This is a genomic window from Xenorhabdus anantnagensis, from assembly GCF_028598555.1.
GTDB lineage: Bacteria > Pseudomonadota > Gammaproteobacteria > Enterobacterales > Enterobacteriaceae > Xenorhabdus > Xenorhabdus anantnagensis.
In genome coordinates this window covers 151751-178159 of the sequence record NZ_JAQRFN010000004.1, presented here as the reverse complement: position 1 = coordinate 178159, position 26409 = coordinate 151751, and the positions used below count along the sequence as shown (strand labels likewise).

Sequence of the window (26409 nt, the reverse complement as noted above, 5' to 3'; positions counted from 1 at the left end):
CCTGCCAGTGTGTCATTAATCAATTAAAATAGTGCGTTGTTCTTTTGCTGATTTTTCACCGGCTTCAATAAGCTTCATGATCAAAATAGCTTCGCTGGCAGTCACTGGGTTAGGTTTTCCAAACAAAATCGCATCACGAACAGCAGCATAATAAGCTCCATAATTTCCCGGCACAGTTGGGATAACTTGCGTAAACAAATCTTCACCTTGTGACAACGTCACATAACCATTTCGTGCATCATATCCCCAATCTGCCCGTGGTGGCCTTTCTCCTGCTTTCAAACATTCTTCCTGAGGATCGAGACCATACTTGGTATAACTACCCGCCATACCATGCAATGTATAAATAGGTGACTCTGCCGCAGCAAGCATGGTTGCGTGTAATACGACTTTCAAATCAGGATAAGTGAGTTGCGCATGAAAATAATCCGCAGTCTCTGCACTCGGACGTATCATGCCTAAATCTGTTGTGATGGCTTTGGGCTTACCAAAGAGCTGAACCGCCTGATCCAGTAAATGAGGCCCTAAATCATACCAAATACCGCTACCTGCTCCGGCAGCTTCGCGCCAACGCTGACGAACAGAGGGACGATAACGGTCAAAGTGGGATTCATAATATTTCAGTGCTCCCAATTTATTTTCTTTAATGATTGATTGCACTGTCAAAAAACCAGAATCCCAACGACGATTATGGAATACAGACAACAATAAATTCGCTTCTTCCGCTTGTTTTTTCAGTGATTGAGCTTGTTCTACAGTAATGGTAAAAGGCTTATCAACGATAACATGCTTCCCAGCTGCGAGCGCCTTTTGTGCCAATGGATAGTGAGTATCATTTGGTGTTGGGATCACAATAAGGTCAATATTGGGATCATTGAAAAGTGCCTCCGGTGAAGAAACGACTGATACCGTTGGCCAATCTTTTTTGACCTTATCTGCATCACTACTGGAAATTGCAACCAATTCAACATTGAATGTCCCTGCAATCAACGGAGCATGAAACGTTTTACTTGCATAGCCATAACCGACCAAACCAACTTTTAAAAAATCACTCATAACCCCACCCTAAAAAATGATCGTAATCTCATGGTTCGTAATACCATAACCTGATGACAAGGCGTCAAAAAATATCACCACTTATCACACGTTAGCAAATAATCCTGATTCCTGTGCTACTCTCTTTTTCCTATAATATTTTTCCTATATCAAAGACACTCATGATGGAGTGAAGACTTTTTATGTATCAATCCAATGATTATTATCGCATCAACGGCTGGTTATTAGCGCCCGCTGCATACCTAATAATGACATTAATCGCAGCTAGTTTTATGTTGCTGTTATATACAATGATGTTTATCCATAAAAATGAAGCGATTCATCAAATCAGTGGGAGCTTTACCACGCTGTGGTATACCTCTGTATTAACCACTGTAATGATGTGGTGTTTTACTGTATGGGTATTGAAATTACTTTTTATTCGCTCGAAACGATTCCCACGTATTTTTATTATTTGGCTGATGGTTTCTGTTCTGATTGCTATAAAAACCTTCGCCTTTTCCCCTATTTCCGATGAAATGGCAATACGCTCTCTATTATGGCCATTACTGGCTGCTGCTGTTTTCGTTCCTTATATTAAACGCTCACATCGGGTAAAAATGACTTTCACACAAGATCGATAACATACCCCACAATTGATTGTTATCATTGCCCCCACTTGCCCCACACTCAAGTGGGGAATTTCTATTCAGATTATATAAGCAGTGTTCCACTTTCCTAATATCTTATTTTCAGGTACAGCAATGACTGAATACCTCTTGTTATTTATTGGCACAGTTTTGGTCAATAACTTTGTTTTAGTAAAATTTTTGGGCCTATGCCCTTTTATGGGTGTATCCAAAAAACTCGAAACCGCCATCGGTATGGGTTTGGCAACGACTTTTGTGCTCACCCTGGCCTCTATCAGTTCATGGTTGATAAACACTTTTATTCTTGTTCCGCTTGATTTGGTTTATTTGCGAACCCTGAGCTTTATCCTCGTCATTGCGGTCGTCGTTCAATTTACTGAATTGGTCGTCCGCAAGACCAGCCCGACGCTGTATCGCCTCTTAGGGATTTTCTTGCCACTGATTACAACCAACTGTGCTGTACTTGGTGTCGCACTACTTAACGTCAATCAATCCCACGGTTTTTTACAATCTGCCGTATATGGATTCAGTGCTGCGGCTGGTTTTTCCCTTGTCATGGTGCTGTTTGCCGCCATTCGGGAACGTCTGGCTGTTGCCAATATTCCTGCCCCTTTTCGTGGTTCATCAATAGGGCTTATTACTGCGGGGCTAATGTCCCTCGCATTTATGGGCTTTAGTGGTTTGGTGAAATTCTAATGATGTCATTATGGATTGCTATCGGCGTGTTAGGTGTGCTTGGGTTAGCCTTTGGTTTAATTCTGGGTTTTGCAGCTCGTCGTTTTAAAGTAGAAGAAGATCCGATTGTTGAAAAAATCGATAATTTATTACCTCAGAGTCAATGTGGGCAATGTAGCTATCCCGGTTGTCGCCCCTATGCTGAAGCGGTAGCTAACAATGGCGAAATGATCAACAAATGCGCTCCCGGCGGAGAGCAGGTTATGATCAAAATATCTGAGTTGCTGGGTGTTGATCCTCAGCCACTGGATGGCGACGATAGCGTGCAGAATCCAGCCAGAAAAGTTGCTTTCATTGATGAAGAAAATTGCATAGGCTGCACAAAATGCATTCAAGCGTGTCCTGTGGATGCCATTATTGGTGCAAACCGTGCCATGCACACCGTTGTTGAAGATCTCTGCACAGGTTGCGACTTGTGTGTCGCGCCTTGCCCAACAGATTGCATTACAATGATTCCAGTTGCCACCACTACCTCAAATTGGAAATGGGATTTAAACACCATTCCAGTAAAAAACATTCCCGTAACACCAGAGCCGATTTTGTTCTCCCCTGCTAAGCCTGTTGAGGTTAAAACCCATGTTTAATCTGCTCAACTTACTTAACAAGAATAGAATCTGGGATTTTGATGGTGGCATCCATCCACCAGAAATGAAACTGCAATCTAGCAGCACCCCGTTACGTCATGCCCCATTACCGGATGAATTAATTATTCCCCTACAGCAACATTTGGGGCCAGAAGGTGAACTGCGGGTTAAAGTGGGTGATAAGGTATTGAAAGGCCAGGTGTTGACGCTTGGAATAGGTAAAACGCTGCCTGTTCATGCTTCCACATCAGGGACAATTATCGCAATCGAGCCTTGCGTCACAGCACACCCTTCTGGACTGAAAGAACTATGTGTCCGGTTACGCCCTGATGGTAAGGACCAATGGATAGAACGTAATCAAGTCGCTGATTACACAACGCTGGATGTTAATGAAATATTGAAACGCATTCAGCAAGCAGGCATTGCGGGCTTAGGTGGAGCTGGTTTCCCTACTGAGACAAAACTGAAAGGTGGTCGACATAACCTCAAAATTTTGATCATCAATGCCGCAGAGTGTGAACCCTATATCACTGCTGATGACCGTTTAATGCAGGAACATGCAGAAGAAGTTATTGAAGGTATCCGTATTTTAATGCATCTGCTCAATCCAAAGCAGGTGTTGATCGGTATTGAAGATAACAAACCCGACGCAATTAATGCCCTAAATACTGCTCTCAATGGTGATAAGTCCATCATTGTGCGAGTTATTCCAACCAAATATCCTTCTGGTGGAGCCAAACAACTTACCAAGATCCTGACTGGAAAAGAGGTTCCTTCTGGTGGACGTTCCTCTGATATCGGCGTTCTTATGCAAAATGTGGGCACAGTAGTGGCTATAAAGAGGGCCATTATTGATGGAGAGCCGTTAATCGAGCGAGTCGTCACACTAACCGGGGAATCTGTAACTTCTCCCGGTAATTTCTGGGCCCGTCTTGGTACACCGGTTCAATTCTTGCTACAACAAGCTGGATTTAAATCAGGATCAGAACAAATGGTCATTATGGGTGGGCCATTAATGGGTTTTACTCTGCCTGACTTGAATGTTCCCATCGTAAAAATCAGTAACTGTATTCTTGCGCCTTCGATACAAGAGATGGAACCAAAAGAGATTGAAGAGGCATGTATTCGCTGTGGCTTATGTGTTGAAGCATGTCCTGCCGGGTTATTACCTCAACAACTTTATTGGTTCAGTCGTGGGCAAGAACATGAAAAAGCCAAAAATCACAATTTATTCGACTGTATTGAATGTGGTGCCTGTGCTTATGTGTGTCCAAGCAATATTCCCCTGGTTCAATACTATCGACAGGAAAAAGCCGAAATACGCGCCATCGATGCCGAGACACGCCGTTCAGCCGAAGCCAAAATTCGGTTTGAGGCTAAACAAGCACGTATGGAACGAGAAAAACTGGCTCGTGAAGAACGCCATAAAAAATCTATGGTTCAAGTAGATAGTAAAGATCAGAATGCTATTCAAGCCGCCCTTGCCCGTGTAAAAGAAAAACAGGCTACAACGGGTAAAGCTATCACCATACAAGCTGGACAACTACCTGATAATGACGACGCGATTGCAGCACGTAAAGCCAGAAAAGAACAGTTGCGTGCCCGTCAGGCAGAAAAACAAGCCACTACAAACTTGGATGCAGATACATCAGCATCGGTTGAAGACAATGATCCTCGTAAAGCGGCTGTCGCCGCTGCAATAGCCAGAGCAAAAGCGAAAAAGGCAGCTCAAAGCAGCGAAGAAGTGACAATGTCACCGCAAGCTGTTTCCGAAGCGCCGGAAGAAGTCGATCCACGTAAAGCCGCTGTCGCTGCCGCCATTGCCCGTGCCAAAGCCAAGAAAGCCGCGCAAAACCCGTCAGAGCCGATGCCACCACAAGCGATTTCCGAAGCGCCGGAAGAAATCGATCCACGTAAAGCCGCTGTCGCTGCCGCCATTGCCCGTGCCAAAGCCAAGAAAGCCGCGCAAAACCAGCCGGAGCCGATACCACCACAAGCGATTTCCGAAGCACCGGAAGAAGTCGATCCACGTAAAGCCGCTGTCGCCACAGCCATTGCCCGTGCCAAAGCCAAGAAAGCCGCGCAAAACCAGCCGGAGCCGATGCCACCACAAGCGATTTCCGAAGCACCGGAAGAAGTCGATCCACGTAAAGCCGCTGTCGCCGCAGCCATTGCTCGTGTCAAAGCTAAAAAAGCGGCTCAAGCTCAAGAAGAACAAAGAATTACAACAGAATAGTGAAATTTATCGATGAAATTTAGGCCAGTAAAAACTGACAACAACCTGTTAAAAGTCGCGAGTTCGCCTTTTACACATAATCAAAAAAGCACCAGCCAAATTATGTTTTGGGTGGTTTTAGCTGCCATACCGGGTATGGCAGTACAAACCTATTTTTTTGGCTATGGAACTTTGTTCCAGATTGCTTTGGCTGTCATTACCGCATTATTAGCTGAATCCGCGGCTATTGCGCTAAAAAAACAGTTGATACTTCCCTATCTCAAAGATAATTCTGCTTTAGTTACAGGATTGCTTTTAGGGATTAGCCTGCCACCATTAGCACCATGGTGGTTAATCGTGCTCGGAACATTTTTTGCCATCATTATTGCTAAGCACTTATATGGGGGACTTGGACAAAACCCATTTAACCCTGCCATGGTTGGCTATGTTGTTCTGCTAATCTCATTTCCTGTACAAATGACCAGTTGGATGCCACCGGATTCTTTACAGGCATTCACTTTAACGCCGTGGGATAGTCTGATGGTCATTTTCACAGGACATACGCCAGATGGTTCTACTTTATTACAACTGCAACAAGGCATTGATGGATTGAGTCAGGCAACACCGCTGGATAGTTTTAAAACTGGCAGACTGACCCATGATATTAATGAGGTATTGCAACAACCTATTCTACAGGGCGTTCTGGCAGGCATTGGCTGGCAGTGGGTCAATATTGCTTATTTGGCCGGTGGCCTGATTATGCTCAACCGAAAAGTCATTAACTGGCAAATCCCAACGGCATTTATTTTGTCACTGGGCGCTTGTGCATTGATGAGTTGGTTTATTGATCCTACTCATTATTCACCACCTTTATTGCAACTCTTTTCCGGTGCAACCATGTTAGGTGCCTTTTTTATTGCTACCGATCCGGTTAGTGCATCAACAACACCAAAAGGTCGTCTGATTTACGGAGCCATCATTGGTGGGCTTATTTGGGTAATTCGTGTTTATGGTGGTTATCCAGACGCTGTTGCCTTCGCGGTATTACTGGCAAACATATGTGTACCGCTTATTGATCATTACACTCAGCCTCGTGCTTACGGCCATAAATAGGAAAAGGGAGATTACTATGTTAGAAACTATGCGTCGTCACGGTATTACCCTCGCAATTTTCGCCGCCTGTACGACTGGATTAACAGCAATTGTTTATTCGTTGACAAAAGACCGCATCGCTGAACAAGCAGCTTTGCAACATAAGGTATTGCTGGATCAAGTTGTTCCTCCTAACTTTTATGACAATGATATGCAAAATGAGTGCTATCTGGTGACAGACAAGGCATTGGGCAATAATCAACCTCACCGTCTTTATCTCGCCCGTAAAAATGACGTTCCAGTTGCTGCTGCATTGGAAAGCACAGCGCCTGATGGCTATTCAGGCGCGATTCAATTACTGGTGGGTGCTGATTTCTCCGGCAAAGTATTAGGTGTTCGTGTGACTGAGCATCATGAAACCCCAGGTTTGGGAGACAAAATTGAAACCCGAATTTCCGATTGGATCTATGTTTTTTCTGGTAAGAAAATCATATCAAAGAACGATGACAACTGGGCGGTTAAGAAAGACGGCGGAGAGTTTGACCAATTTACCGGTGCTACTATTACACCTCGTGCCGTTGTTAATGCCGTTAAACGGACAACCCTTTATCTGGAAAAAGTACCAGCGCAACTTTCTTCGCTGCCAATTTGTGGAGAGAAATAATCATGAATGAAACCAAAAACCTATTTATTCAGGGGCTATGGAAAAACAACTCCGCATTGGTGCAGCTTTTAGGGCTTTGTCCCCTTTTAGCCGTTTCTTCTACTGCCACCAACGCATTGGGGTTGGGGTTAGCGACAACATTGGTTCTGTTCAGTACCAACATTGCAGTATCAGCCTTACGCCGCTGGGTTCCCCATGAAATTCGCATTCCGATTTATGTGATGATTATTGCCTCTGTCGTCAGTGCCGTTCAGATGCTAATTAATGCCTTCGCATTCGGGTTATATGAATCATTGGGGATCTTTATTCCGCTAATCGTTACTAACTGTATTGTTATTGGTCGGGCGGAAGCCTACGCATCCAAGAACTCAATCTACCACTCAATGATTGATGGGCTTGCGATGGGGTTCGGTGCAACTTTTGTCTTGTTCGTATTGGGCGCGATACGTGAAATTCTGGGTAATGGCACATTGTTTGATGGCGCGGATTTACTACTGGGCAGTTGGGCCAAATCCCTGCGTATTGAGATTGTTCATATGGATTCGCCATTTTTGCTCGCTATCCTGCCACCCGGTGCCTTTATTGGACTAGGCTTAATGCTGGCCGGAAAATATCTCATCGATGAACGTATGAAGAGCCGAACAGAAAACAAAGAACGCCAATACTATATAGAAAAAAATACAATATAAAAAAATACAATGTAGAAAAAGGCTGCGGAAGCCATATCACAAGAAGCTGAAGGTGCAATCAGATATGAATCAACAAAAACGGGTCGAGATACTCACCCGCTTACGGGATAACAATCCACACCCGACTACTGAGCTGGTGTTCAACTCCCCATTTGAGTTGCTCATTTCCGTATTACTGTCTGCACAGGCTACGGATGTCAGCGTCAATAAGGCAACGGCAAAATTGTATCCTGTGGCTAATACGCCACAGGCGATCCTTGATTTGGGGGTTGATGGTTTAAAAGAGTATATAAAAACCATCGGGTTATATAACACCAAAGCGGAAAACGTGATTAAAACCTGCCGGATTTTACTGGAAAAACATCAGGGAGAAGTGCCGGAAGATCGCGTAGCACTGGAGGCGCTGCCGGGGGTGGGGCGAAAAACAGCTAATGTTGTGCTGAACACCGCTTTTGGCTGGCCGACCATTGCCGTTGATACCCATATTTTTCGCGTCAGCAATCGGACGAAATTTGCGCCCGGCAAAAATGTGGATGAAGTGGAAAAGAATTTATTGAAAGTCGTACCCGATGAATTCAAGGTGGATTGCCACCATTGGCTAATCTTGCATGGACGTTATACTTGTATCGCCCGTAAACCTCGCTGTGGGTCTTGTATTATTGAAGATCTTTGTGAGTATGGGGATAAGACTGAGTGATGATTATCTCCCGCCAAATCAGGCGGGAGTTTAGTTTACTTAGTCAATTTTCTATCGCTGGAAATAAATATTTTTCAAGCAAATACCAACAGTCAAAAGTTTTTGAAATCAAATATCATATTAGAATACCTCTTACAGGCAGCAAAAATTGCTATTTCGACCTGTACTCCTTATAAGATTCAATTTCACCTAGTATAAAATTACTGAAAGTACATGTTGTTTCTTTTATTGATTCCCCTTCTGTATAACAATACACAATGGGATCTTTTTGAAACCTATCGACAAAAAATAAGGATGAATATCCTTGATGTAATAAGAAAGCAAACATATTTTCTGGTGGAATGATATCATCAGTCTCCATTAATGCTATAACACCTTCATTTATATCATCTATTTCACTAAATAATATTGAAGTGCCTATTATAAAATCTCCGGCTTCAATTCCCATAAGAGATAGAAAAAGTTTATAGCTTTCAGGCAATAAACCATATTTCTTTTCGAGCTCAACAAGTTGCTGATCATCACACCCTCGCACACTCATACCACTAGCTCTTATGTCATTAATAAGGTTATTAAGCTCTTTTAAAAAAAGGCAATTATTCATCCTTTGTTCCCATTTCTACTATTAATTCAATAAATATTAGAACACATTTTTAAAAGCTACTCGTACAAAATGTAAGCTTAAATAGATAATGATCAACCATTTTTCACTATTCAATCTTCATACTAATGTCCCAACTACCCTCTGGATAATACTCCTCCGAGATAAGTCCCAAAGTTTCTCCCATTGCCGTAAGTTACGTTTATTTGGATGTTCGGATAACGTGTACTAAATTGTGTAAAAACACCTTGACATGAATCACAAATTCGAAGCTTTGAATGTAGATTAATAGTACCGCTCACTTCAGTATTATTAAACTTCTTTGTTATCGCTTCTAAAATCTTCACTTCAGTGTCTTGGTTTCTAAGATTATTCAGGGAATCTCTTAGAGCAAAAGTATTATATTCCCCTGTTGCATTGGGTGTATTGTAATCACCAAGGTTAGGGTTCATCTTGCCTCCTCCACTAATTGCATCTAAAGATCCTTTTTGGCCACCAATATCATAATCAGCAGAAGCAAAATTTTTTTTGCCTATGATAGGATCATTTTCATATATTTTTACAAATCTATTGACTCTCTCCTGACATCCCACAAGCCCAAATGGATCAATAAAACTCACAGGATTATACACATACCCATACGGATTCACCCCGCCCATCAACCCGATGGGGTCCGACGTAAGATACTGCCCCGTATCACAGTCATAATACCGAAACCGATTATAATATAACCCACTCTCCTTATCTTCATACTGCCCGGTAAACCGCAAATTGCAACTAACATGATAATCCTCATCATTTGCAGCCAATAATGGCATTTGTTCAGCTCTACCCCAAGTTGTTAGCCGATTTGCCCATACCAACTTACCGGATTCACTCAATATTTCCCGCGGTGTTCCCTGATGGTCGCTGACAATATAATGCAGTTTGCCTTTTTCATAACGGGCGGAAGGGGTTAATGCTCCGGGCTTATATAACCAACAAATACTGCGGTTATAAGAAGGTGTACCATCTGCATAGATCGGAGTTTCTTCAACTAACTGGTCGCCACTCCAGAGGTAGTCATATCCCATAATGGTATCGTGTTTTGCCGTTAAATCCGGTTTACCCTCCAGCCACCGTTGCAGGTTAGCCGCGGCCAGTTTGCCATCGTGCACTTTCAGCTTGCGGATACGCCGTCCAAAGGCATCATAGCGATAGTGCCAGCGTGAACCATCCGGCGTTTCACAATGGGTTAACTGGTTCTGCGTATCCCAACGATAACGCCATACCTGTGGGCGAAAGCCATCACGGTGTTCGGTTTTTTCCACCTGTCGACCATTGTCATCATAGCGGTAAGTGACATTGCCGCGTTTAATAACTCGCCCTGCCTGCTGATGCTGTTCAAATTGCTTAATTGCTCCTTGTGCATCCACCAGCACATGTTGATTCAGATTACCATTGGCATCATAACTGAACTGTTCTTCATAGGGTAACCGGCCATTAAATGTGGCACTAATAATCTGGTCATTCTGGTTATAGCGGTAACGAGTCTGTCCCCAAATATCATCATCAATCCTTCTGACGCTGTACGCACGGTCATATTGCCAGCTACGGTTAACCGCGGTGGCCTGTGGTGGGAAATGGGGATCATTTTGTGCCAAAGTTTCACGAAACAGCGCTGTGGCTCGCCCGGCGGATTGGTGCGCCAGCAACCCTGTCGAGGTATATCGACTGGCAAGAATAAAACCTTCTGTACTTTCCCGAACAACTTCCCGCCCCAAAGCATCATGACTCAAGGTCAGCGGCGTATGTTGGTTAAACTGAAAATGGTTAACAGCACCCATCACGTTATAATCAAAGCGCAGGGTATGCTCACCGATAGTTTCCGTGGTTATTTGTTCAAAATCGTTCCATTCACGGGTAATTTCCCGCCCATTAATGCGTTCACAAACGGGCAAACCAGTCGCATCATATTCATATTCCACAACCGCATCGTCATTCGCTGCCCTGATAATCTGGCGACGGGCGTTATATTCATAAGTGGTAACCGATTTCAGCTCTTCCTTATCTCCCGCCTGATACCAAGTTTCCTGTCGGGTCAATAAACCTGCCGAAGAGTAATGCCAGCGCAGTGAGTGATTATCAGGGTAGCTGACCTGAATGCGACGCCCCAACGCATCATACTGATAATCAATGGTGCGGCCGGTAAAGTCTATTTCACGGATAATCTGACCAGCGGCATCCCGTTCATAACGATAAGTTTCTCCTGTCGAGGCAGTAACGGAACAAAAGCGGGTAAGGCGATCATAGCCAAAGTGTAATATCGTACCATCCGGGCGGGTAATGTGGGTAAGCAGATCAAAAGCGCCATAACCGTAGCGAGTGGTACACCCTTCCCCATCGGTCATAGCGATAACACGCCGTTCGCTGTCATATTCTAGGTGTTGAGTCACCCCATCCGGCCATTCAATTTCTGTCAGACTGCCATTATCAATGCTGGCATGAACAGGGCTATAGCGGTAACGGGTTTCGTGCTTAAGTGCATCGGTAGTACGGCGTAAACGCCCCAGTTCATCCAGTTCCAGACCGGTTGTTTGACCATCCGGCGTCATAATTGCAGCAAGCCGCTGATGTTCGTCATAGGCATAGTGCCATTGCCGACCATCCGGTAGCAGATGTTGCCGCAATTCACCGTGAAGACCGTATTGATACTCTTCTTTATGCCCTTGTGGATTAGTGACAGCCGTTAGATTGCCCTGCTCATCATGATGGAACTGCCAGATATCGCCTGTCGGTAAAGTTGCTTCAATAAGCTGGCCGTGTTCATCATAGTCATAGTAAAAAGCTTCACCGGTTGGCAGAATAATTTCGGTTAACGCACCGTCATTGTTATAGTCAAAAGTGGTGTAGCCTCCCAGTGGATCAATTTCCCAAACCTTCTGGTTGTAACGCCACTGTGTCCGTGTTTCACGCCCTAACGGATCAACCTCACGTATCACCTGATTATTCTGGTTGTAATAGGAAAGGGTTTTTTCGCCTTCAGCATCAAGATAAGTGGTAACGCGAGCCTCATCGTCATAGATAAAACGATCGTCCCAATAACCTGCGGAAGAATGGGTGGAAATTACCCGTCCACGTTCATCATAGTGAATATAAAAATCGGTCTTATCCGTATCATGCCAGCGGGTCATATAACCCTGTGCGGTGTATTCATGCCACAGATGGTTTTGCTGAAAGGCATCACATTCTGCCAGATAGCCGTGCTGGTCATAATGGCAGGTGACCAGACGCTGTTGTATCTGCTGAAAGTGGTAATCCACCGTTCGCAGTTGATGATTCTGGTAGTGAAGTGTTAATCGGAAACCGTCATTGCGTACAACTTCCATCAGCTGATGCTGGTCGGTATAGATAAACTGAATATGATTCTGATGGCGATCCGTGATAGCCGATAGCCGACGCCGATTGCCGTCAATATGGTTAAAGTGGAAAGTTTGCTGGTTCTGTTTGTTAATCAGGTACAGTTCACCATCAAGCTCTCCGGTCAACAAACAATGGGGAAGATGGAGATTACGTGCCAAAACCTGATTTTCAGGTGTTGAAAAATCATAAACCTGCCCATCGGCATCGGTAACATGGATTTTTTCATCGTCTATAACTAATTGACGTGACCAATCATCAGCCCATTTAGGTCCCAATAACCCATTTTGGGAAGCGGTAGAGCGATAGGTTCGGGTTAGGGTGATTGGTAATAGGCCGGGGATGACAATGACTGGGTAAGTTTGCAGATAATCACCGGAAGTAATATCGACAGGCTCGCCTTTTCCACAACTACCACCTTCACATTTAGAAGGATGCTCTTGATCAGATTGGTTGGCTGGATCTTTTTCTTTTCTTTTATTTGATTGAGTAGAATTTTCATTTTCTTGAGACTTAATTTTATTACCACTCGGTGATTCTTTAGGTTTTGTAGGCCCTGCATGTTCTTTAGGTTTTATATGTTCTTTATTAGATCCTATATGTTTTAATATCTGTTTTCCCCCACTACGAATACTACTACCAATAGCGCTGGATACTAGAAAGCCCCCTACCGGGATAGCTAGCGAGGCAACTGGTGGGACAAATACACCTAATAACCATAGCGCCCCTCCAATAATTAATTTTCCACCCATTACAACCATTTTACCTGTCTCTGCATTTGTTTCTTGTCCTGGATCCGCAGGAAAAAACTCATAGCCAGAGGGGGGAGGCGGAACAGGAATAGTATTGAAGAGCTCTTGCTTAACTCCCGCCTCAAAACCTTGCGAGTGGATTACGTCATACACTCCTCTCTTGCTCCTAGAATGGTTCTGAGATTGTAATTCTTGCGATGTTTCCGACTTAACGGGGGGATTAGCTTCTTTCAGACTTTTTTTTGCCCGCTCCGGCTGACCAACAATGGTTCCCACCGTATTCCCCGTACCAGTCGGACTATCATCCTTTGCCCCTTTTGCCATATTTCCCTCCTTACGCCCCATTCATCCAGAATTTATCCATATGGCGCAATGTCAATTTGCCACCCGCCCGTACCGTTTGCGTATGCTCTTTTGGGTGACATTTTCCCCCCACCGTGCCACTTTTAACCCCTGTAGCCGTACCCGCTTCATCCCCCAACGTCTGCGGGACAAAACTTTGCCCAAATACCACCACTGGCTGCCTGTTTGCCCGTACCGATGTGACGGGTGCAGAGGAGTCTTCCAGTTTGGCGATAACAGGATAAGGAATTGGAGGAGTGGCCGGTCCCATCGGGGTTTTGCAGACATCGGGAACCAGACTGATAATTAGCCATTGGGTATCTTTGCGGGCAATATAATTATCCGCCATGATCCTGCTCCTGTTCAGGTACAAATGTAATTAAGGGGGCTTTGGGGTTTATTTCAAACCGGGCTTCCGCCACTCGGATAGGGAAGTCAATGCTGAAATGCAGACGAAAAGTCAGCTCCAGTGTCATTGCATCGGTATCAATAATCAGGGTATCGAGGTTCATCAGAACCGGAAAAAGAGCACCATCCTCCATGCGGAACAGGATAAAAGGACGATGCCCCGGCAATTGGGTTTGCAAAGAGCCATCTGGAGTCAGGTTAGTCAGTTGCAGTGAAATATCGGTAGATGGCCAATTAATTTGTTGATCCTGCGGGGCACCATTCCAGTAACCGAAATCAAAATCCTGTGGCAGATAGGGATGGCGTTGTTCCAGCCATGTTTGATCATACGTTCCGGCCAGTGTTCGCCGTGGTAACCACGCCCGCCCAATAACGCCCATACCCTGCGGTTGACAGGCTGGCTCGGTGGCTGAGAAACGGCCTGCCAGCATATCAGTAAAATGGTGTGCGGTTATTGATGCATTCGGATGGATAATACGTGGTGCCGGATAACGAGGCAGATCTTTCGCCTTCGCATACCACGGCAAAACAAACCCTGCACCAATGGGATTGTATTCATAAACTGCATGAGCTATGGGAGCCTTTTCGCCATCGGGGTGTTGGCTGCGTTGTTCAGGAGAGAGCTTATCTTCCTCTGTTAATTCTTTCGCCGCTTTATCATCCTCGGCTTCAATCCGGCATCCCCCGCCAAAGGCATAACGATAATCAAGCGGTAAACGGTTAAATGGTTTAGGATCAGAAAGCTGCCATTGTCCGTTATCGGGGCGGAAAAATTCCCGTTCACCTGTAATATTCAGTGTCTTATCCAGTAAAATGTCGCCATTGGCATCCGTTACTGACAGGCGAATAGGAAAAGAGGGACAAGGCTTGCCTTCCGGCGCATAAGCCGTACCATTGACGATCACGTCACATTTAGGTTTAAACGGTGCCAGATCACTTTCCTGCAATACCTGCGAGATGTTCAGCCCTCCCCGATATTGATCCTGCACGCACAAATCCATCACCGGCAGCAGTTCAGCCAGATATTCACCCTTCCCTGCGGGCAACAGCTGATAACCCACTTTCATGGCAATAACATCGTATTCCTGATCTTCGGTATCCAACATCCGGTAGTTCATCACCGAAAAAGGGGTGAGATTTTTGAATTCCACCGTCCTGTCTCCTTAGTTCAAATCAATGTCTTTGCCATGGATTTGCACAGGGCCGCTGGCATCAAACAGAAACGTTTTCCCTTTGATGGTAATTTTACCGCTGCTGTCCATGCGCAATGTGCTGTTACCGCATTTCAGTTCGATCACCTTACCGGCCGAGATAGTCAGTTTTTGCCCCACGGAAATACTTTTTTGCATACCGACCGTTTCGTTTTGGCTCATGGAGACGGAGGTCTTCATATTGGCACCTACGGTAATGGTATAAGCCATACCCACCGTCAGGGTTTTGGCCTGCCCAACGGTTTCAGTACTGCTCAGTTGCACCATTTCCTGTTTATTTTTTTTCACAACAACGGCCTGATTACCGTCAATCGTTTCGGTGTGATTACCCTGCACCTGCGTGGTACGGTTATTTAACACTTTGGTATTCATATCCTTCTGGGCATGAATAAACACTTCTTCACTGCCTTTCGCATCCTCAAACCGCAGTTCATTGAATCCCTCACCTTTATGGGTACGCGTCTTGAAGGTGGTGCGGGTTTTCTGTGCGGGTAAATCGAGCGGCGGACGGTTCAGGCCATTGTAGTTACACCCCGTCACAATAGGACGGTCAATGTCACCGTTCAGGTAAGAGATAATGACTTCCTGACCAATACGCGGTATCGCCATAAAACCGAAGCCATTGCCGTTCCAGCCCTGTGCCACTCGTACCCAGCACGATGAGCCATCCCCCGCTTCATCATGACGATTCCAGTGAAAATGCACTTTAATGGCACCGTGCTCGTTGACAAAAATCTCTTCCCCCGGCGGTCCCACTACTGTTGCCAGTTCATCCCCGTCGGCCAGCGGTTTGTAACGGTACGGCGGCCGCCAGTCGTCTTTCCCCGGAATAAAAGTGACGTTATTGGTCAGCGTAGTGCCTTCACCCGCAATACCTGCCGCCTGTGGCTGGGAACCATAGTGATTCACGGTCACCACCTGCCAGCGGTCATTCATAGATGCAATGGGATGGGATTTCAGGATAAAAATTTTGCCGGGGCGCAACTGAATACAATTGGTTTGAGTTGAGCCCTGCTTACTTTCGCTGTTCAGTTGGTTAAGGCGCACTTCACCCAACGGATTACCTTCTTTACTCCCCGGAAAACGCCCATAACTTTCAAATATTGAATGACGTCCGCCTTGGGGTAGCTTTGTCTGAGTCTGCAAGGGCTGGGAAGGCCGAAGATAGTTGTAATCCTTATGGATATATTCATCCGGACAAAGGTATTCCCCGTATTGCCACTGCCAAGCGGTAGTATCTTTATCATCGGTATTGGGCTGAGTGTTGTAAGTCAGGTTAAGATCCGCGGTCATTCCCAAATGGGAGTCACTGAAAAACAGTTGTTCTTCCTCAAACCAGAAAGCAATCCCCTCTTCCGCCGCCAACCGGCACCAAAAGTCATAGGCAGATTCGCGTTTCTGTGTGGTGTATTCCCGAACGGGGTGGTGATCACTGTCATCATAAAACTTGCTGTCCGACTTGACGCGATGTTCTTTCAGCAGTTTTTTCAGCATGTCCGGTACGGATTCACGCTGAAAAAGACGACTGTCCTGATGAAGCGTCATCCGCCACATCTCCGGTCGGATGCTAAATGTATAGTAAGTCTGCCGCCCGTCCGTATTGCCCTGCGAAGCGCCAGCCACGATGCCTTTGACCGTGCGATCCACTTTGCCATTACAGGTAATGGTCAGAGAAGCATAGGTGCCCAATTGATCATTGAGTACCACACTGTTAAGCGGACTGACCACGGTCAAAGACAGGTGATAAAGCTGTGACAGCCCTTCCTGTAAACTGAAATTCACCACCTGAAAAGTTGTGGCTGGTAGCGCACCTATCTGGCAAGTAAACACTAATCCATCCATTTTGCAGCTCCTCACATAATCGGGCGATACCCTTGAAGCGGACAAGGCGATAAAAGCCAGCGGATATTGGAAGCATTCCCGATGACACTCATTCGCATACGCATATCTTCGGTAAGACAGAACGGCAAAAACTGGTACAAGGCATTGGCAAACCGGAACAGTTCTCCCTGACAGGTATAAACCGATTCCTCCAATGTCAGTTCGACATGCACACAGCGGTAAGGGACGCCACGGATCAGCCAGTCACCGGGCGTGGATTGAATCGCTAAAATACCTGCGGTTAACCGTTGGATATTGCGATGGGTATGACGGTCAAGGTCAGCATAAAAATCGTAATCCCACAGTAATTGCTTGAGAGCGGATACCGAGTTCAGCCAGAAACCGTTTGCGGCATGGTGTGACAGCAACCCCCAGTATCGTGAAGAGTCCGTGACCGGCGGATAGCTGGGCGCGGTGGGCGTCAGGTTTTTGACTTGCAGGCCATCAGGAATATCCTCGCTCGCGTGGCAGATATCGCCCACGGCCAATGTCGGCAAGCCTGTATCGAACGCCACAAAATGGCAGGTAAATTCCTGCTCTGGTGGCTGTTCCATCGGCCGGGCATGGCAGTCGTAAAACATGAGTGCATACTCCAAATGCCCCAACGCATCACGGGTAATGTCCAGTGCATAGAACCAAACTTCTTCATCAGCATTACGAAAAAAATGAGTGAATTGGCTCATCGGATAAAACTGAGATCGCTTGCCGCGTTCTTTACCGGGTTCATCTTTTAACCGGAGGTCAGTCATATGCAGGAGTCCCTGTCCAGACGGCAAAGGCAGGGGATAACGAGCAGTATCTGGCGCAAAGGTCTGTGTCACCTGCGACCGACGTTCAAGGTTTACGACGGGGACACAATGGGGCTGGAAAGCATCAGCCAATTGCGCCTCAGACAAAGGTAAGACATCATTAAGTTTCAGCGTCACGCTGAACTGCTGGCTTTCCGTCATGGATAATCGGCTGCGCATTACCGTAGGTAAGGCCAGCGTCAAAAAATGATGAACATGGGGCAAGTAGAGGGATTCCATCAGCATTTGCGGTGCCCAGTTACCTGCTGCTGAAATCGGCGGTGATAAAATCAGCCGGGAAGTACCGGACAGCGGTTCAAACCAGAAAGGTTCGACCGGATAAGTCAACCCGTTGTGGCGCAGCTCTGCGCGCTGTAAAAAGCGGCACAGGGCAAGCATCAATGTATCGGCCACCGCTTCATTGGGGCTGAGAAATAAGCTGATAGGACGAATAGGCCAGTGATCATCCTTGCCAATATATTGGAACGTGAGGGTGATTAGGGTGGTTTCTGCCTGATAAGTGATATTCCGCGCCAGCAATATCAGCGGTTCAATATGACAGTCTCTGGACGTCGCAAACGTCACTCCCGCCCCTGATGAAACTTCAGAGCCTCTCGGCAGTGTGCAGGAAAAGTCAAACCCTTCTCTTCCATCGAACTGAACGACACTTGTGGCAGGTATCCCTTTGATAGATTGAGCGGTTAATCGTTGCAACAGAGGCAGGGTAATTTCTGGAAATGCATCATCCACTTTCTGATGCACACGTGCGATTAAAGCAGCAAAGCCTTGATTCAATCTTTCAATATCAGGATCATAGCCATTAAAGTGTTCTGCCAAATGGGGCTTTTCTTCACCAACCATTTTTTCAAGTTGTCGCAGATAATCCAATTCCCACTGATAATAAAATTGAAAAGAATCCATATCAGCTCCATTTAAAAACGATGCCGAGTGTAATATTAATTTTCAGTTAAGATATTTATTTTTAAGGTTTAATATCAAAAAATTATTTATAACAATAAATCACATCGCTAAATTATCTTTACCAGTTTTAATCAAGAGGAATTTAAACCCATCAATAAATAACAATAACACCATGAAAAACAAAACAATATGCCGTTAAAACATTTATTATTAATTGCACTATTACATAACAATCTCACTAGGAAAAACAATTTTAATTAACGCAAACGTTACAATATTTAACACAAATAAATAAAAATGTAATATCATGACATCCATAAAAAAATAAAGGCTCATCATTAGCGACCTTTACATTTTTAATTATTTAAATAAATTTATTTAATTTAGTTTATATCAACAAGAAAAGTGAATTAAAGACAAGTTATTACATATAAAAAATGGAATTATGTCGAAAGTAAAATTTAACAATTTATCATTTTGTATTTTTCTGATGAATTTCCTTTAATTGTGCTAACACTTGTGACATTAACGTCAAATTCAACGAATTTACAATTCAGACGGTAACAGACATAATCGTATAAAATGATAGTTTCTTGGCAGAGCAATATTAAAACGCCTAAGCGATATTTCATTCATCATGGTGATTTTGGGGCGTACAACCCCATAACATTAATGTATGCATTAATCCAATAGCTTTCCTGATTCCGTGATGATTTTTCCATAAAATCACCTCATTCTATGTATATACCACATACAATTTTTAGGCTTACTCCACAAATTTTCCTGTTTTGTTAAGATGTTGCTTGCCCCATACCTTCGATTCGCGTAAAACTACTATCTAAAATTATCCATAATAACCCCATACTCTCCAGATATTATGTTTCAAAATAATCCGCTGCTTGCGCAGCTAAAACAGCAACTTCACTCTAAAACTCTGCGCGTTGAAGGCTTAGTTAAAGGAACTGAGAAAGGTTTTGGATTTTTAGAAGTCGATGGCCAAAAAAGTTATTTCATTCCGCCTCCCAACATGAAGAAAGTAATGCACGGTGATCGGATTACCGCTGCTATTCACACAGACAAAGATAAAGAGATTGCCGAGCCAGAATCTCTGATTGAACCATTCCTGACTCGTTTTGTAGGAAAGATCCTAAAGAAAGAAAATGACAATCGACTGTGGATTATTCCTGACCATCCATTATTAAAAGACGCCATCCTTTGCCGCCCTACAGACCAAGTTAACCATGCGTTTGAAAATGGCGATTGGGCTGTAGCCGAAATGCGCCGACATCCCCTGAAAGGCGATCGTGGTTTTCATGCTGAAATTACCGGTTATATTACGCAAGGTGATGATCATTACGCACCATGGTGGGTCACATTAACCCGCCACAGTCTGGAACATGAAGCTCCGGCAATGACAGATTGCCAGCTGGACGACAGTTCTGTCGAACGCATCGATCTGACAGATCTTGATTTTGTCACTATTGATAGTGCAACAACCGAAGATATGGATGATGCCCTGCATATCACCAAAAATGATGATGGCAGCCTGAAACTTTCTATTGCTATTGCAGACCCCACCGCTTATATCAAAGCGGGTAGCGAACTGGACAAAATTGCCTATCAGCGCTGTTTCACCAATTATCTGCCGGGTTTCAATATTCCAATGCTCCCTCGTGAGCTGTCTGATAACCTATGTTCTCTGCGCCCTAATGTGCGTCGCCCTGCTCTGGTTTGTCAGGTTTCTATTCTGGAAGATGGTCAGTTAGGCGATGATATTCAATTCTTCGCTGCATGGGTTGAGTCTAAATTTAAGCTGGTTTATGACGAAGTCTCAGATTGGTTAGAAGGCCAAGAGGGTTGGAAGCCAGAGTCAGACGCCGTTACTACCCAAATCACGCTTCTGAAAAAGATGTGTGAGCGCCGCAATAACTGGCGCCTGAAAAACGCACTGGTTTTCAAAGAACGCCCAGATTATCGCTTTATTCTTGATGAAGGTGGCAATGTTGTTGATATCGTTATTGAACAACGCCGCTCAGCCAACCGCATTGTTGAAGAGGCCATGATCGCAGCGAATTTATGTGCAGCTAAAATTCTGCGTGATAAGTTAGGCTTTGGTATTTATAACGTCCACACGGGCTTCGAACCTACCCAGATTGAACAAGCCGTTGAAGTTCTCAAAGAGCATGGGATTGAGGTTAATGCTGAAACATTGCTGAAACTGGAAGGTTTCTGTGAACTGCGTCGTGAACTGGATAGAAAACCAACGCAATTCTTGGATAGCCGCATCCGCCGTTTCCAAACTTTTGCCGAAATCAAAACAGAACCGGGTCCGCACTTTGGGCTAGGATTTGATGCTTACGCTACTTGGACATCTCCTATCCGTAAGTACAGCGATATTATCAATCACCGCTTGTTGAAAGCCACTATTCAGCAAGTTGAGGCAGAAAAACCAACTGAAGATCTTTGTCTGCAATTGACTGACCGTCGCCGAGCTAACCGCATGGCAGAACGTGATGTCGGTGACTGGCTCTATGCCCGTTTCCTGCAACCTCATGCTGGCACAGATAAAACATTCCCGGCAGAAATTATCGACATTACCCGTGGTGGCTTGCGAGTTCGACTGGTAGATAACGGAGCCATCGCTTTTGTTCCCGGACCATTCTTGCACGCTGTTCGTGATGAACTTCAATGCAGTCAAGAAACCGGTTCCGTATTGATTAAAGGTGAAACTGTTCACCAATTAAATGACATCATCAATGTCCGTATTGAAGAGGTCAGAATGGAAACCCGCAATATTGTGGCGCGTCCTGTATAAGTTAATACAGTTAACTTTACCAGTTAACAGCAATATCTATAAAACATCTCTGCCGCCATTTCTGGCGGCAGTTTAATAACTTGATTTCCCAATCAACCCTAAGGGCTTCCCACGTGCGACTTTCTTTATTAAACCGGATAGGTTTCACGACCGCTCTTGCTTCCTTGCTCAGTGTATTATTCACTTGTCCAACCAATGCGACTATCCAGCAAAATCAATTTGTTCACCGAGATCAAGCTTCTCATCAGAAAGATCAAACCTCTCACCAAAATGAGATATCGTCCCCAAGAAATTCCCTCAAGACAAAAGAGATTATCCACCAGCTTTCCATGCTAGAAAAAAATGCTAATGGCCGTCTTGGTGTGGTGTTGATAGACACGTCTGATCATTCCACCATCACTTACCGTGCAAACGAACGTTTTCCTCTATGCAGTACCAGCAAGTTGATGGCGGTATCCGCTATTCTGAAAAAAAGCGAAACAGATGCTCACTTATTAAACCAACGAGTTCACTATCAACAATCAGATCTTGTTGAGTACAGCCCGATTACAGAAAAACATCTCAAAAATGGTATGACATTGGGAAAATTGAGCGCAGCAACACTACAATATAGTGATAATGCGGCTATGAATTTGCTTCTTAATCAACTTAATGGTCCAAGTGAAGTTACAAAATTTGCTCGCGCTATTGGTGACAATTATTTTCGCCTCGATCGCCAAGAGCCTGAGTTAAATACCGCCATTCCAGGCGATGAACGTGATACTTCCACACCACAAGCCATGGCAAAAAGTTTGTATAATTTAGCGCTTGGAAATGCTTTGGCTACAACACAACGTGAACAATTAATTGAATGGTTAAAAGGAAATACAACCGGTAATGCCAGTATTCTCGCCGGAGTGCCCAAAGGTTGGGTTGTCGGAGATAAAACAGGCCGCTGCAATTATGGTACAACCAATGATATTGCGGTGATTTGGCCAGTCCCCAAGCGTGCACCTTTGGTTTTGGTTACTTACTTTACTCAGCCGGATAACAAAGAAGCCCATGCTCGTCCCGATGTATTAGCAGCAGCTGCACGCATCATGACTCAAAATGGGGAGCTGAATAAATAAAATTTTTTCGCCAAATAACAAGCTATGCAGCAAATAAACTACATAGCTTGTATTGTATGTAACAAACTGGAATTAACCTCCAGCCAGTTTCACCTTCATTCCCTTTGCTTCCAGCAATTGCTTCAACAAGTCACGTTTATCGCCTTGGATCTCGATTTCACCCTCTTTGACAGAACCTCCGCAACCACATTTTTTCTTCAATTCGGCTGTCAGTTTAGCCAAAGTTTGATCATCAGCATCAATACCCGTAATCACACAAACTCCTTTTCCTTTACGGCCACTGGTTTGGCGCTGAATACGCACAATACCATCACCTACAATACCAGCACCTTTCGGACGAGTAGGTTTTACTTTTTCTTCCTGAATGCGGCCGCCATCCGTCGAATAAACCAGGCGAGAGTTATTATCCATGAATGACCCCAATAGATTGATTAATCTGCTGTAATGCTAATGCTGGGTTTTCTGCTTGAGTAATTGGGCGCCCGATCACCATATAATCCACCCCAACCTGAACTGCCTGAGGAGGTGTCATAATCCGACGCTGATCTCCCGCTTCTGCACCTTCGGGACGAATACCCGGAGTAACAAGTTGGAACGCCTGCCCACATACCATTTTCAATTGTTGTGCTTCATGGGCTGAGCAAACCACACCATCCAGACCACACTGTTTTGTCAATAATGCTAAACGTTCAGCATGTTGCGCTGGAGTCATATCAATACCTATACCCAATAGATCCGATTGCTCCATACTGGTCAGCACAGTAACAGCAATCAACAGAGGCGCATCCTTACCGTAAGGCAACAACGCTTCTTTAGACGCTGTTATCATTCTTGCGCCACCACTAGCATGAACATTAACCATCCACACGCCTAGTTCAGCCGCCGCCGCGACTGCTCTTGCCGTTGTATTAGGAATATCGTGAAATTTGAGATCCAAAAACACATCAAAACCACGCTGATGCAGCGCCTGAACAAATTGCGGGCCATACAATGTAAACATTTCTTTGCCCACTTTCAGACGACAGGATTTCGGATCAATTTTGTCGACAAATGCCAGCGCTGCATTCTGGTTGTCATAATCCAATGCAACAATAACAGGTGAGTCAATCTGTTTAGCTAAAGTTTGAGCTGTGTGGGAAGTCATTTTTAGGCCCTTTGATTTACCAATTAACTTGAATTATTTATAAAAATGCGTTGCTAATACATGACATCGATCATAACGGTCGGGCATTGTAATAGTAATGGTGACAGTGTCACTGACCATCCAATCCCCGAATCGGTTTAATAGAGTCCCATGAGCGACATGATGGGCAATGCCAATATAACGAGCGGGAAGTGAAGCCACATTTATGGCATCGATAATCAGGTTTCGTGCGGATTTGTTCACCGACCATATTGCGCAAAAGAATCAAGCTTTCTTTAGCTCGCCCTTCTTCCGCCTCCGTCAGATGGTAATCCATCAAACGATAAAATAGTCTCATTGTTGGATGGCGTTCCAACTGACGGTTAATGTAGTTCTGAGCAACATCACGCCCTTCTTTCTTCTCAAGGATATCAGCCATATGCAATTCAGCAATTGCACCGCACTTTTCTTCTACACAACGTTGTATAAAAGCTTGCCACTCATCCGGTTGGGATAGATGTTGATAACACTCTTGCAGCATCGGCAAAGATTCACTGATCACTTGTTTATCCTGCTCAAGAATACGTTTCAAAGCATCAGTTGCTTTAGAGTATTCCTCCTGAGCCATATAAATACGGCCAAGCATAATAGAAACACGGGCGCAGTTTTTGTCTGCTTGGGCCGCTTTGTTCAAGTAGCCGATCGCATTAGTAAAATCGTCACTGCCCATACATTGCAGAGCTAATTCACAATAGAAATGGGCGATATCTTCCCGAAAATGGTGTTTGCCCAATTTTACTAGTTTCTCAGCGATATCAATGGCTTTATTCCACTCACTGGTGGATTGATAGATGGTTAACAAGGAGTTGAAGGCGTTTTCACGGAAATCTGTTTCGTCAATTAGCTGAATAAACATGTTTTCAGCTCGATCATAGACCCCGGCAGCCATATAGTCCCGTCCAAGCTGCTGGATCGCAAGCAAACGCTGTTCAAATGTCAGAGAAGCACTTTCCATCAGGGACTGGTGAATCCGGATAGCTCTTTCAACTTCACCACGGGAGCGGAATAGATTTCCCAGTGTTAAGTGAGCCTCAAATGTAGAACTATCTTCTTTCAGCATATCAAGAAATAAATCTACCGCCTTATCCTGCTGATTGGAGAGCAAAAAGTTAACACCATCAACATATTCACGTGAAAGGCGGGCAGCCGATTGTTGTTTATCTTGTTGAGCACTTCTGCGCCCCATATACCAGCCATAAGCGGCAGCAATGGGAAGCAACAGAAATAACAGCTCTAACATGGAGAATTATTCCTTGTTTAATGCTACGGTAGACATGGCTTTTGTGGATGATTCAGATGGCTGCTCCATTTGAGTTTCCAGTCGCTTGATTTTGCGTTTTGCATGTCGCAAAGAAAAGCAGGCGCGCAGGTAAAAAACGCCACAAATACTCCAACCGAGAATAAAACCAACAGCAAACAGCGTCGCCAACAGTGTGGACACAGGGTAGTTCCCCTTAGCAATCAAATAATTAAATGTTACTATTTGATTATTATTCGCTCCCAATGTCACTGAGATAATAAAAACAACCAATGCCAGTAATAAAATTAGAAAATATTTCACATTTCTTCCTGTTATCTATTGTTACTGATTAATTATGCCAAATAACAGACATAGTGGCGTGTTAAATTAGCATTTCTCGTCTACGCAAAGGAAGCAATTTATTGTAACAAACAATGATTTCCTTCTTTTTGTGATATTATCCTGCTTGTTTGCATTCAGTTCTACTGTTTTTCAAAAACAAGACCACACAATACACCTTCAAAACTCTACCTACAGTTTAGTTATCATTAAAAGAACCCGGCACTTTATATGCATAATATGCAAACGTATTAATAATTTCTGTTACAATGTGTCGGCATGCATGCGTTGTAATCAGAGAGATTTTTTTACGTAATTTCAGCTAATTTCTCAACCGGTATTGTTCTAGGTATCGCAATATTTATAACGGATCAAATCAACATATGAATACAAAAATGCAGCTAAAACGAATAGCTGAAGCGAAATTGCCTACGCCATGGGGCGAGTTTTTAATGATTGGGTTTGAGGAAATCAATACAGGTCGCGATCATGTTGCCCTTGTTTTCGGCGATATTACTGGCGATAAACCTATATTATCGCGGATCCACTCAGAGTGCCTTACTGGAGATGCTTTATTCAGTCTAAGATGCGATTGTGGTTTTCAATTAGAAGCCGCTCTTTCACAAATTAGTCAGGAAGGTCGCGGTGTTTTGCTATATCACCGCCAGGAAGGCCGCAATATTGGCCTGCTAAATAAAATCCGTGCCTATGCTTTACAGGATCAAGGTATTGACACTGTTGAAGCCAATCATCAATTAGGTTTCGCTGCCGATGAGAGAGATTTCACCCTTTGCGCAAACATGTATAATTTATTGAATATTAGTGAAATTCGTCTTCTTACCAACAACCCTAAAAAAGTTGAAATAATGATAGAAGCGGGTATCAATATCATTGAACGTGTTCCGCTAATTGTAGGGCGTAATCCCAAAAATGCTCACTACTTAGATACCAAAGCCAATCGAATGGGTCACCTACTGTTCAAATCAAGCTAAAAGTTCTCTAATTATTTTCTGCAAGATCTGCAAAAAACTGCGTCGGTGTGGGCGCAGTTTTTATTTC

22 protein-coding genes are annotated in these 26409 nt (G+C 44.3%); 11 read left to right on the top strand and 11 right to left on the bottom strand.

The genetic code is table 11. The features are described from left to right. Positions 1 to 15 precede the first annotated feature (15 nt). On the bottom strand, positions 16 to 1056 hold the full coding sequence (locus PSI14_RS05085; protein ID WP_273574762.1) for an oxidoreductase: 1041 nt from the start codon (positions 1054 to 1056) through the stop codon (positions 16 to 18). A gap of 182 nt (positions 1057 to 1238) precedes the next feature. Here PSI14_RS05085 and PSI14_RS05080 point away from each other — a divergent pair, with 182 nt between their 5' ends. The 8 genes from PSI14_RS05080 to nth all read left to right on the top strand — a co-directional run bounded on the left by PSI14_RS05080 (position 1239) and on the right by nth (position 8361). After that, positions 1239 to 1679, top strand: coding sequence for a DUF2569 domain-containing protein (locus tag PSI14_RS05080; protein ID WP_273574761.1), 441 nt, complete (start codon positions 1239 to 1241; stop codon positions 1677 to 1679). Between the two features lie 120 nt (positions 1680 to 1799). Next, positions 1800 to 2381, top strand: coding sequence for an electron transport complex subunit RsxA (gene rsxA / locus PSI14_RS05075; protein ID WP_092518572.1), 582 nt, complete (start codon positions 1800 to 1802; stop codon positions 2379 to 2381). Continuing rightward, entirely contained in the window at positions 2381 to 3004 is a 624-nt protein-coding gene (gene rsxB / locus PSI14_RS05070) for an electron transport complex subunit RsxB (protein WP_273574758.1), read from the top strand. Before rsxA ends, rsxB begins: the two co-directional genes overlap by 1 nt. After that, positions 2997 to 5240: an electron transport complex subunit RsxC gene (rsxC, locus tag PSI14_RS05065; RefSeq protein ID WP_273574757.1), complete on the top strand. Its 2244-nt coding sequence runs from the start codon at positions 2997 to 2999 to the stop codon at positions 5238 to 5240. The genes rsxB and rsxC overlap by 8 nt, the downstream gene beginning before the upstream one ends. A 12-nt stretch (positions 5241 to 5252) precedes the next feature. After that, the gene (rsxD, locus tag PSI14_RS05060) at positions 5253 to 6332 is read left to right on the top strand and encodes an electron transport complex subunit RsxD (protein WP_273574756.1); all 1080 of its coding nucleotides are present in this window, start codon (positions 5253 to 5255) and stop codon (positions 6330 to 6332) included. A gap of 16 nt (positions 6333 to 6348) precedes the next feature. Then, positions 6349 to 6975 (top strand): electron transport complex subunit RsxG, encoded by a 627-nt coding sequence (rsxG, locus tag PSI14_RS05055; RefSeq protein ID WP_273574755.1) that lies wholly within the window; start codon positions 6349 to 6351, stop codon positions 6973 to 6975. A gap of 2 nt (positions 6976 to 6977) precedes the next feature. Further along, positions 6978 to 7664: an electron transport complex subunit E gene (locus PSI14_RS05050; protein ID WP_273574754.1), complete on the top strand. Its 687-nt coding sequence runs from the start codon at positions 6978 to 6980 to the stop codon at positions 7662 to 7664. Positions 7665 to 7728: 64 nt separating this feature from the next. Further along, entirely contained in the window at positions 7729 to 8361 is a 633-nt protein-coding gene (gene nth / locus PSI14_RS05045) for an endonuclease III (RefSeq protein ID WP_273574753.1), read from the top strand. Positions 8362 to 8512: 151 nt separating this feature from the next. Here nth and PSI14_RS05040 read toward each other — a convergent pair whose 3' ends face one another. The 6 genes from PSI14_RS05040 to PSI14_RS05015 form a co-directional block, all read right to left on the bottom strand. Next, the gene (locus PSI14_RS05040; RefSeq protein WP_273574752.1) at positions 8513 to 8965 is read right to left on the bottom strand and encodes an SMI1/KNR4 family protein; all 453 of its coding nucleotides are present in this window, start codon (positions 8963 to 8965) and stop codon (positions 8513 to 8515) included. A gap of 134 nt (positions 8966 to 9099) precedes the next feature. Then, positions 9100 to 13437 (bottom strand): RHS repeat-associated core domain-containing protein, encoded by a 4338-nt coding sequence (locus PSI14_RS05035; RefSeq protein ID WP_273574751.1) that lies wholly within the window; start codon positions 13435 to 13437, stop codon positions 9100 to 9102. A 10-nt stretch (positions 13438 to 13447) separates the two neighbouring features. Continuing rightward, positions 13448 to 13804 carry a DUF4150 domain-containing protein gene (locus PSI14_RS05030; RefSeq protein ID WP_273574750.1) on the bottom strand — a complete coding sequence of 119 codons (357 nt, stop codon included), beginning with the start codon at positions 13802 to 13804 and terminating at the stop codon, positions 13448 to 13450. Continuing rightward, a complete protein-coding gene (locus tag PSI14_RS05025) occupies positions 13794 to 15014 on the bottom strand; it encodes a DUF2169 family type VI secretion system accessory protein (protein ID WP_273574749.1) in 1221 nt (406 codons plus the stop codon). The genes PSI14_RS05030 and PSI14_RS05025 overlap by 11 nt, the downstream gene beginning before the upstream one ends. Before the next feature lie 12 nt (positions 15015 to 15026). After that, the gene (gene tssI, locus PSI14_RS05020) at positions 15027 to 16916 is read right to left on the bottom strand and encodes a type VI secretion system tip protein TssI/VgrG (protein WP_273574748.1); all 1890 of its coding nucleotides are present in this window, start codon (positions 16914 to 16916) and stop codon (positions 15027 to 15029) included. Positions 16917 to 16927: 11 nt separating this feature from the next. Next, positions 16928 to 18664 (bottom strand): type VI secretion system baseplate subunit TssF, encoded by a 1737-nt coding sequence (locus PSI14_RS05015; RefSeq protein ID WP_273574747.1) that lies wholly within the window; start codon positions 18662 to 18664, stop codon positions 16928 to 16930. Positions 18665 to 19541: 877 nt separating this feature from the next. Here PSI14_RS05015 and PSI14_RS05010 point away from each other — a divergent pair. Both PSI14_RS05010 and bla read left to right on the top strand, forming a co-directional pair. Continuing rightward, positions 19542 to 21479 (top strand): exoribonuclease II, encoded by a 1938-nt coding sequence (locus tag PSI14_RS05010; protein WP_273574746.1) that lies wholly within the window; start codon positions 19542 to 19544, stop codon positions 21477 to 21479. Positions 21480 to 21754: 275 nt separating this feature from the next. Then, positions 21755 to 22588, top strand: coding sequence for a class A beta-lactamase (bla, locus tag PSI14_RS05005; RefSeq protein WP_370688818.1), 834 nt, complete (start codon positions 21755 to 21757; stop codon positions 22586 to 22588). A 72-nt stretch (positions 22589 to 22660) separates the two neighbouring features. On the opposite strand, the gene yciH is transcribed toward bla, so the two are convergent. The 4 genes from yciH to PSI14_RS04985 form a co-directional block, all read right to left on the bottom strand. Further along, complete coding sequence (gene yciH / locus PSI14_RS05000) at positions 22661 to 22999, bottom strand: stress response translation initiation inhibitor YciH (protein WP_273574745.1); 339 nt, start codon at positions 22997 to 22999, stop codon at positions 22661 to 22663. Further along, positions 22992 to 23732 (bottom strand): orotidine-5'-phosphate decarboxylase, encoded by a 741-nt coding sequence (gene pyrF, locus PSI14_RS04995; RefSeq protein WP_273574744.1) that lies wholly within the window; start codon positions 23730 to 23732, stop codon positions 22992 to 22994. Before pyrF ends, yciH begins: the two co-directional genes overlap by 8 nt. 109 nt (positions 23733 to 23841) lie before the next feature. Further along, entirely contained in the window at positions 23842 to 25011 is a 1170-nt protein-coding gene (lapB, locus tag PSI14_RS04990) for a lipopolysaccharide assembly protein LapB (RefSeq protein WP_273574743.1), read from the bottom strand. 6 nt (positions 25012 to 25017) lie between these two features. Next, positions 25018 to 25332: a LapA family protein gene (locus PSI14_RS04985; RefSeq protein WP_273574742.1), complete on the bottom strand. Its 315-nt coding sequence runs from the start codon at positions 25330 to 25332 to the stop codon at positions 25018 to 25020. A gap of 413 nt (positions 25333 to 25745) precedes the next feature. On the opposite strand from PSI14_RS04985, the gene ribA reads away from it, so the two are divergent. Further along, complete coding sequence (gene ribA, locus PSI14_RS04980) at positions 25746 to 26342, top strand: GTP cyclohydrolase II (protein WP_273574845.1); 597 nt, start codon at positions 25746 to 25748, stop codon at positions 26340 to 26342. Positions 26343 to 26409: the final 67 nt, after the last annotated feature.

What these genes read in the sequence shown, in the direction of transcription:
- PSI14_RS05030 (WP_273574750.1), bottom strand. Translation starts at nt 13,804, where the DNA reads ATGGCGGATAATTATATTGCCCGCAAAGATACCCAATGGCTAATTATC.
- PSI14_RS05035 (WP_273574751.1), bottom strand. Translation starts at nt 13,437, where the DNA reads ATGGCAAAAGGGGCAAAGGATGATAGTCCGACTGGTACGGGGAATACG.
- nth (WP_273574753.1), top strand. Translation starts at nt 7,729, where the DNA reads ATGAATCAACAAAAACGGGTCGAGATACTCACCCGCTTACGGGATAAC.
- ribA (WP_273574845.1), top strand. Translation starts at nt 25,746, where the DNA reads ATGCAGCTAAAACGAATAGCTGAAGCGAAATTGCCTACGCCATGGGGC.
- tssI (WP_273574748.1), bottom strand. Translation starts at nt 16,916, where the DNA reads ATGGATGGATTAGTGTTTACTTGCCAGATAGGTGCGCTACCAGCCACA.
- PSI14_RS05040 (WP_273574752.1), bottom strand. Translation starts at nt 8,965, where the DNA reads ATGAATAATTGCCTTTTTTTAAAAGAGCTTAATAACCTTATTAATGAC.
- yciH (WP_273574745.1), bottom strand. Translation starts at nt 22,999, where the DNA reads ATGGATAATAACTCTCGCCTGGTTTATTCGACGGATGGCGGCCGCATT.
- pyrF (WP_273574744.1), bottom strand. Translation starts at nt 23,732, where the DNA reads ATGACTTCCCACACAGCTCAAACTTTAGCTAAACAGATTGACTCACCT.
- PSI14_RS05015 (WP_273574747.1), bottom strand. Translation starts at nt 18,664, where the DNA reads ATGGATTCTTTTCAATTTTATTATCAGTGGGAATTGGATTATCTGCGA.
- PSI14_RS05080 (WP_273574761.1), top strand. Translation starts at nt 1,239, where the DNA reads ATGTATCAATCCAATGATTATTATCGCATCAACGGCTGGTTATTAGCG.
- rsxA (WP_092518572.1), top strand. Translation starts at nt 1,800, where the DNA reads ATGACTGAATACCTCTTGTTATTTATTGGCACAGTTTTGGTCAATAAC.
- rsxG (WP_273574755.1), top strand. Translation starts at nt 6,349, where the DNA reads ATGTTAGAAACTATGCGTCGTCACGGTATTACCCTCGCAATTTTCGCC.
- PSI14_RS05010 (WP_273574746.1), top strand. Translation starts at nt 19,542, where the DNA reads ATGTTTCAAAATAATCCGCTGCTTGCGCAGCTAAAACAGCAACTTCAC.
- PSI14_RS05050 (WP_273574754.1), top strand. Translation starts at nt 6,978, where the DNA reads ATGAATGAAACCAAAAACCTATTTATTCAGGGGCTATGGAAAAACAAC.
- rsxC (WP_273574757.1), top strand. Translation starts at nt 2,997, where the DNA reads ATGTTTAATCTGCTCAACTTACTTAACAAGAATAGAATCTGGGATTTT.
- rsxB (WP_273574758.1), top strand. Translation starts at nt 2,381, where the DNA reads ATGATGTCATTATGGATTGCTATCGGCGTGTTAGGTGTGCTTGGGTTA.
- lapB (WP_273574743.1), bottom strand. Translation starts at nt 25,011, where the DNA reads ATGTTAGAGCTGTTATTTCTGTTGCTTCCCATTGCTGCCGCTTATGGC.
- rsxD (WP_273574756.1), top strand. Translation starts at nt 5,253, where the DNA reads ATGAAATTTAGGCCAGTAAAAACTGACAACAACCTGTTAAAAGTCGCG.
- PSI14_RS05085 (WP_273574762.1), bottom strand. Translation starts at nt 1,056, where the DNA reads ATGAGTGATTTTTTAAAAGTTGGTTTGGTCGGTTATGGCTATGCAAGT.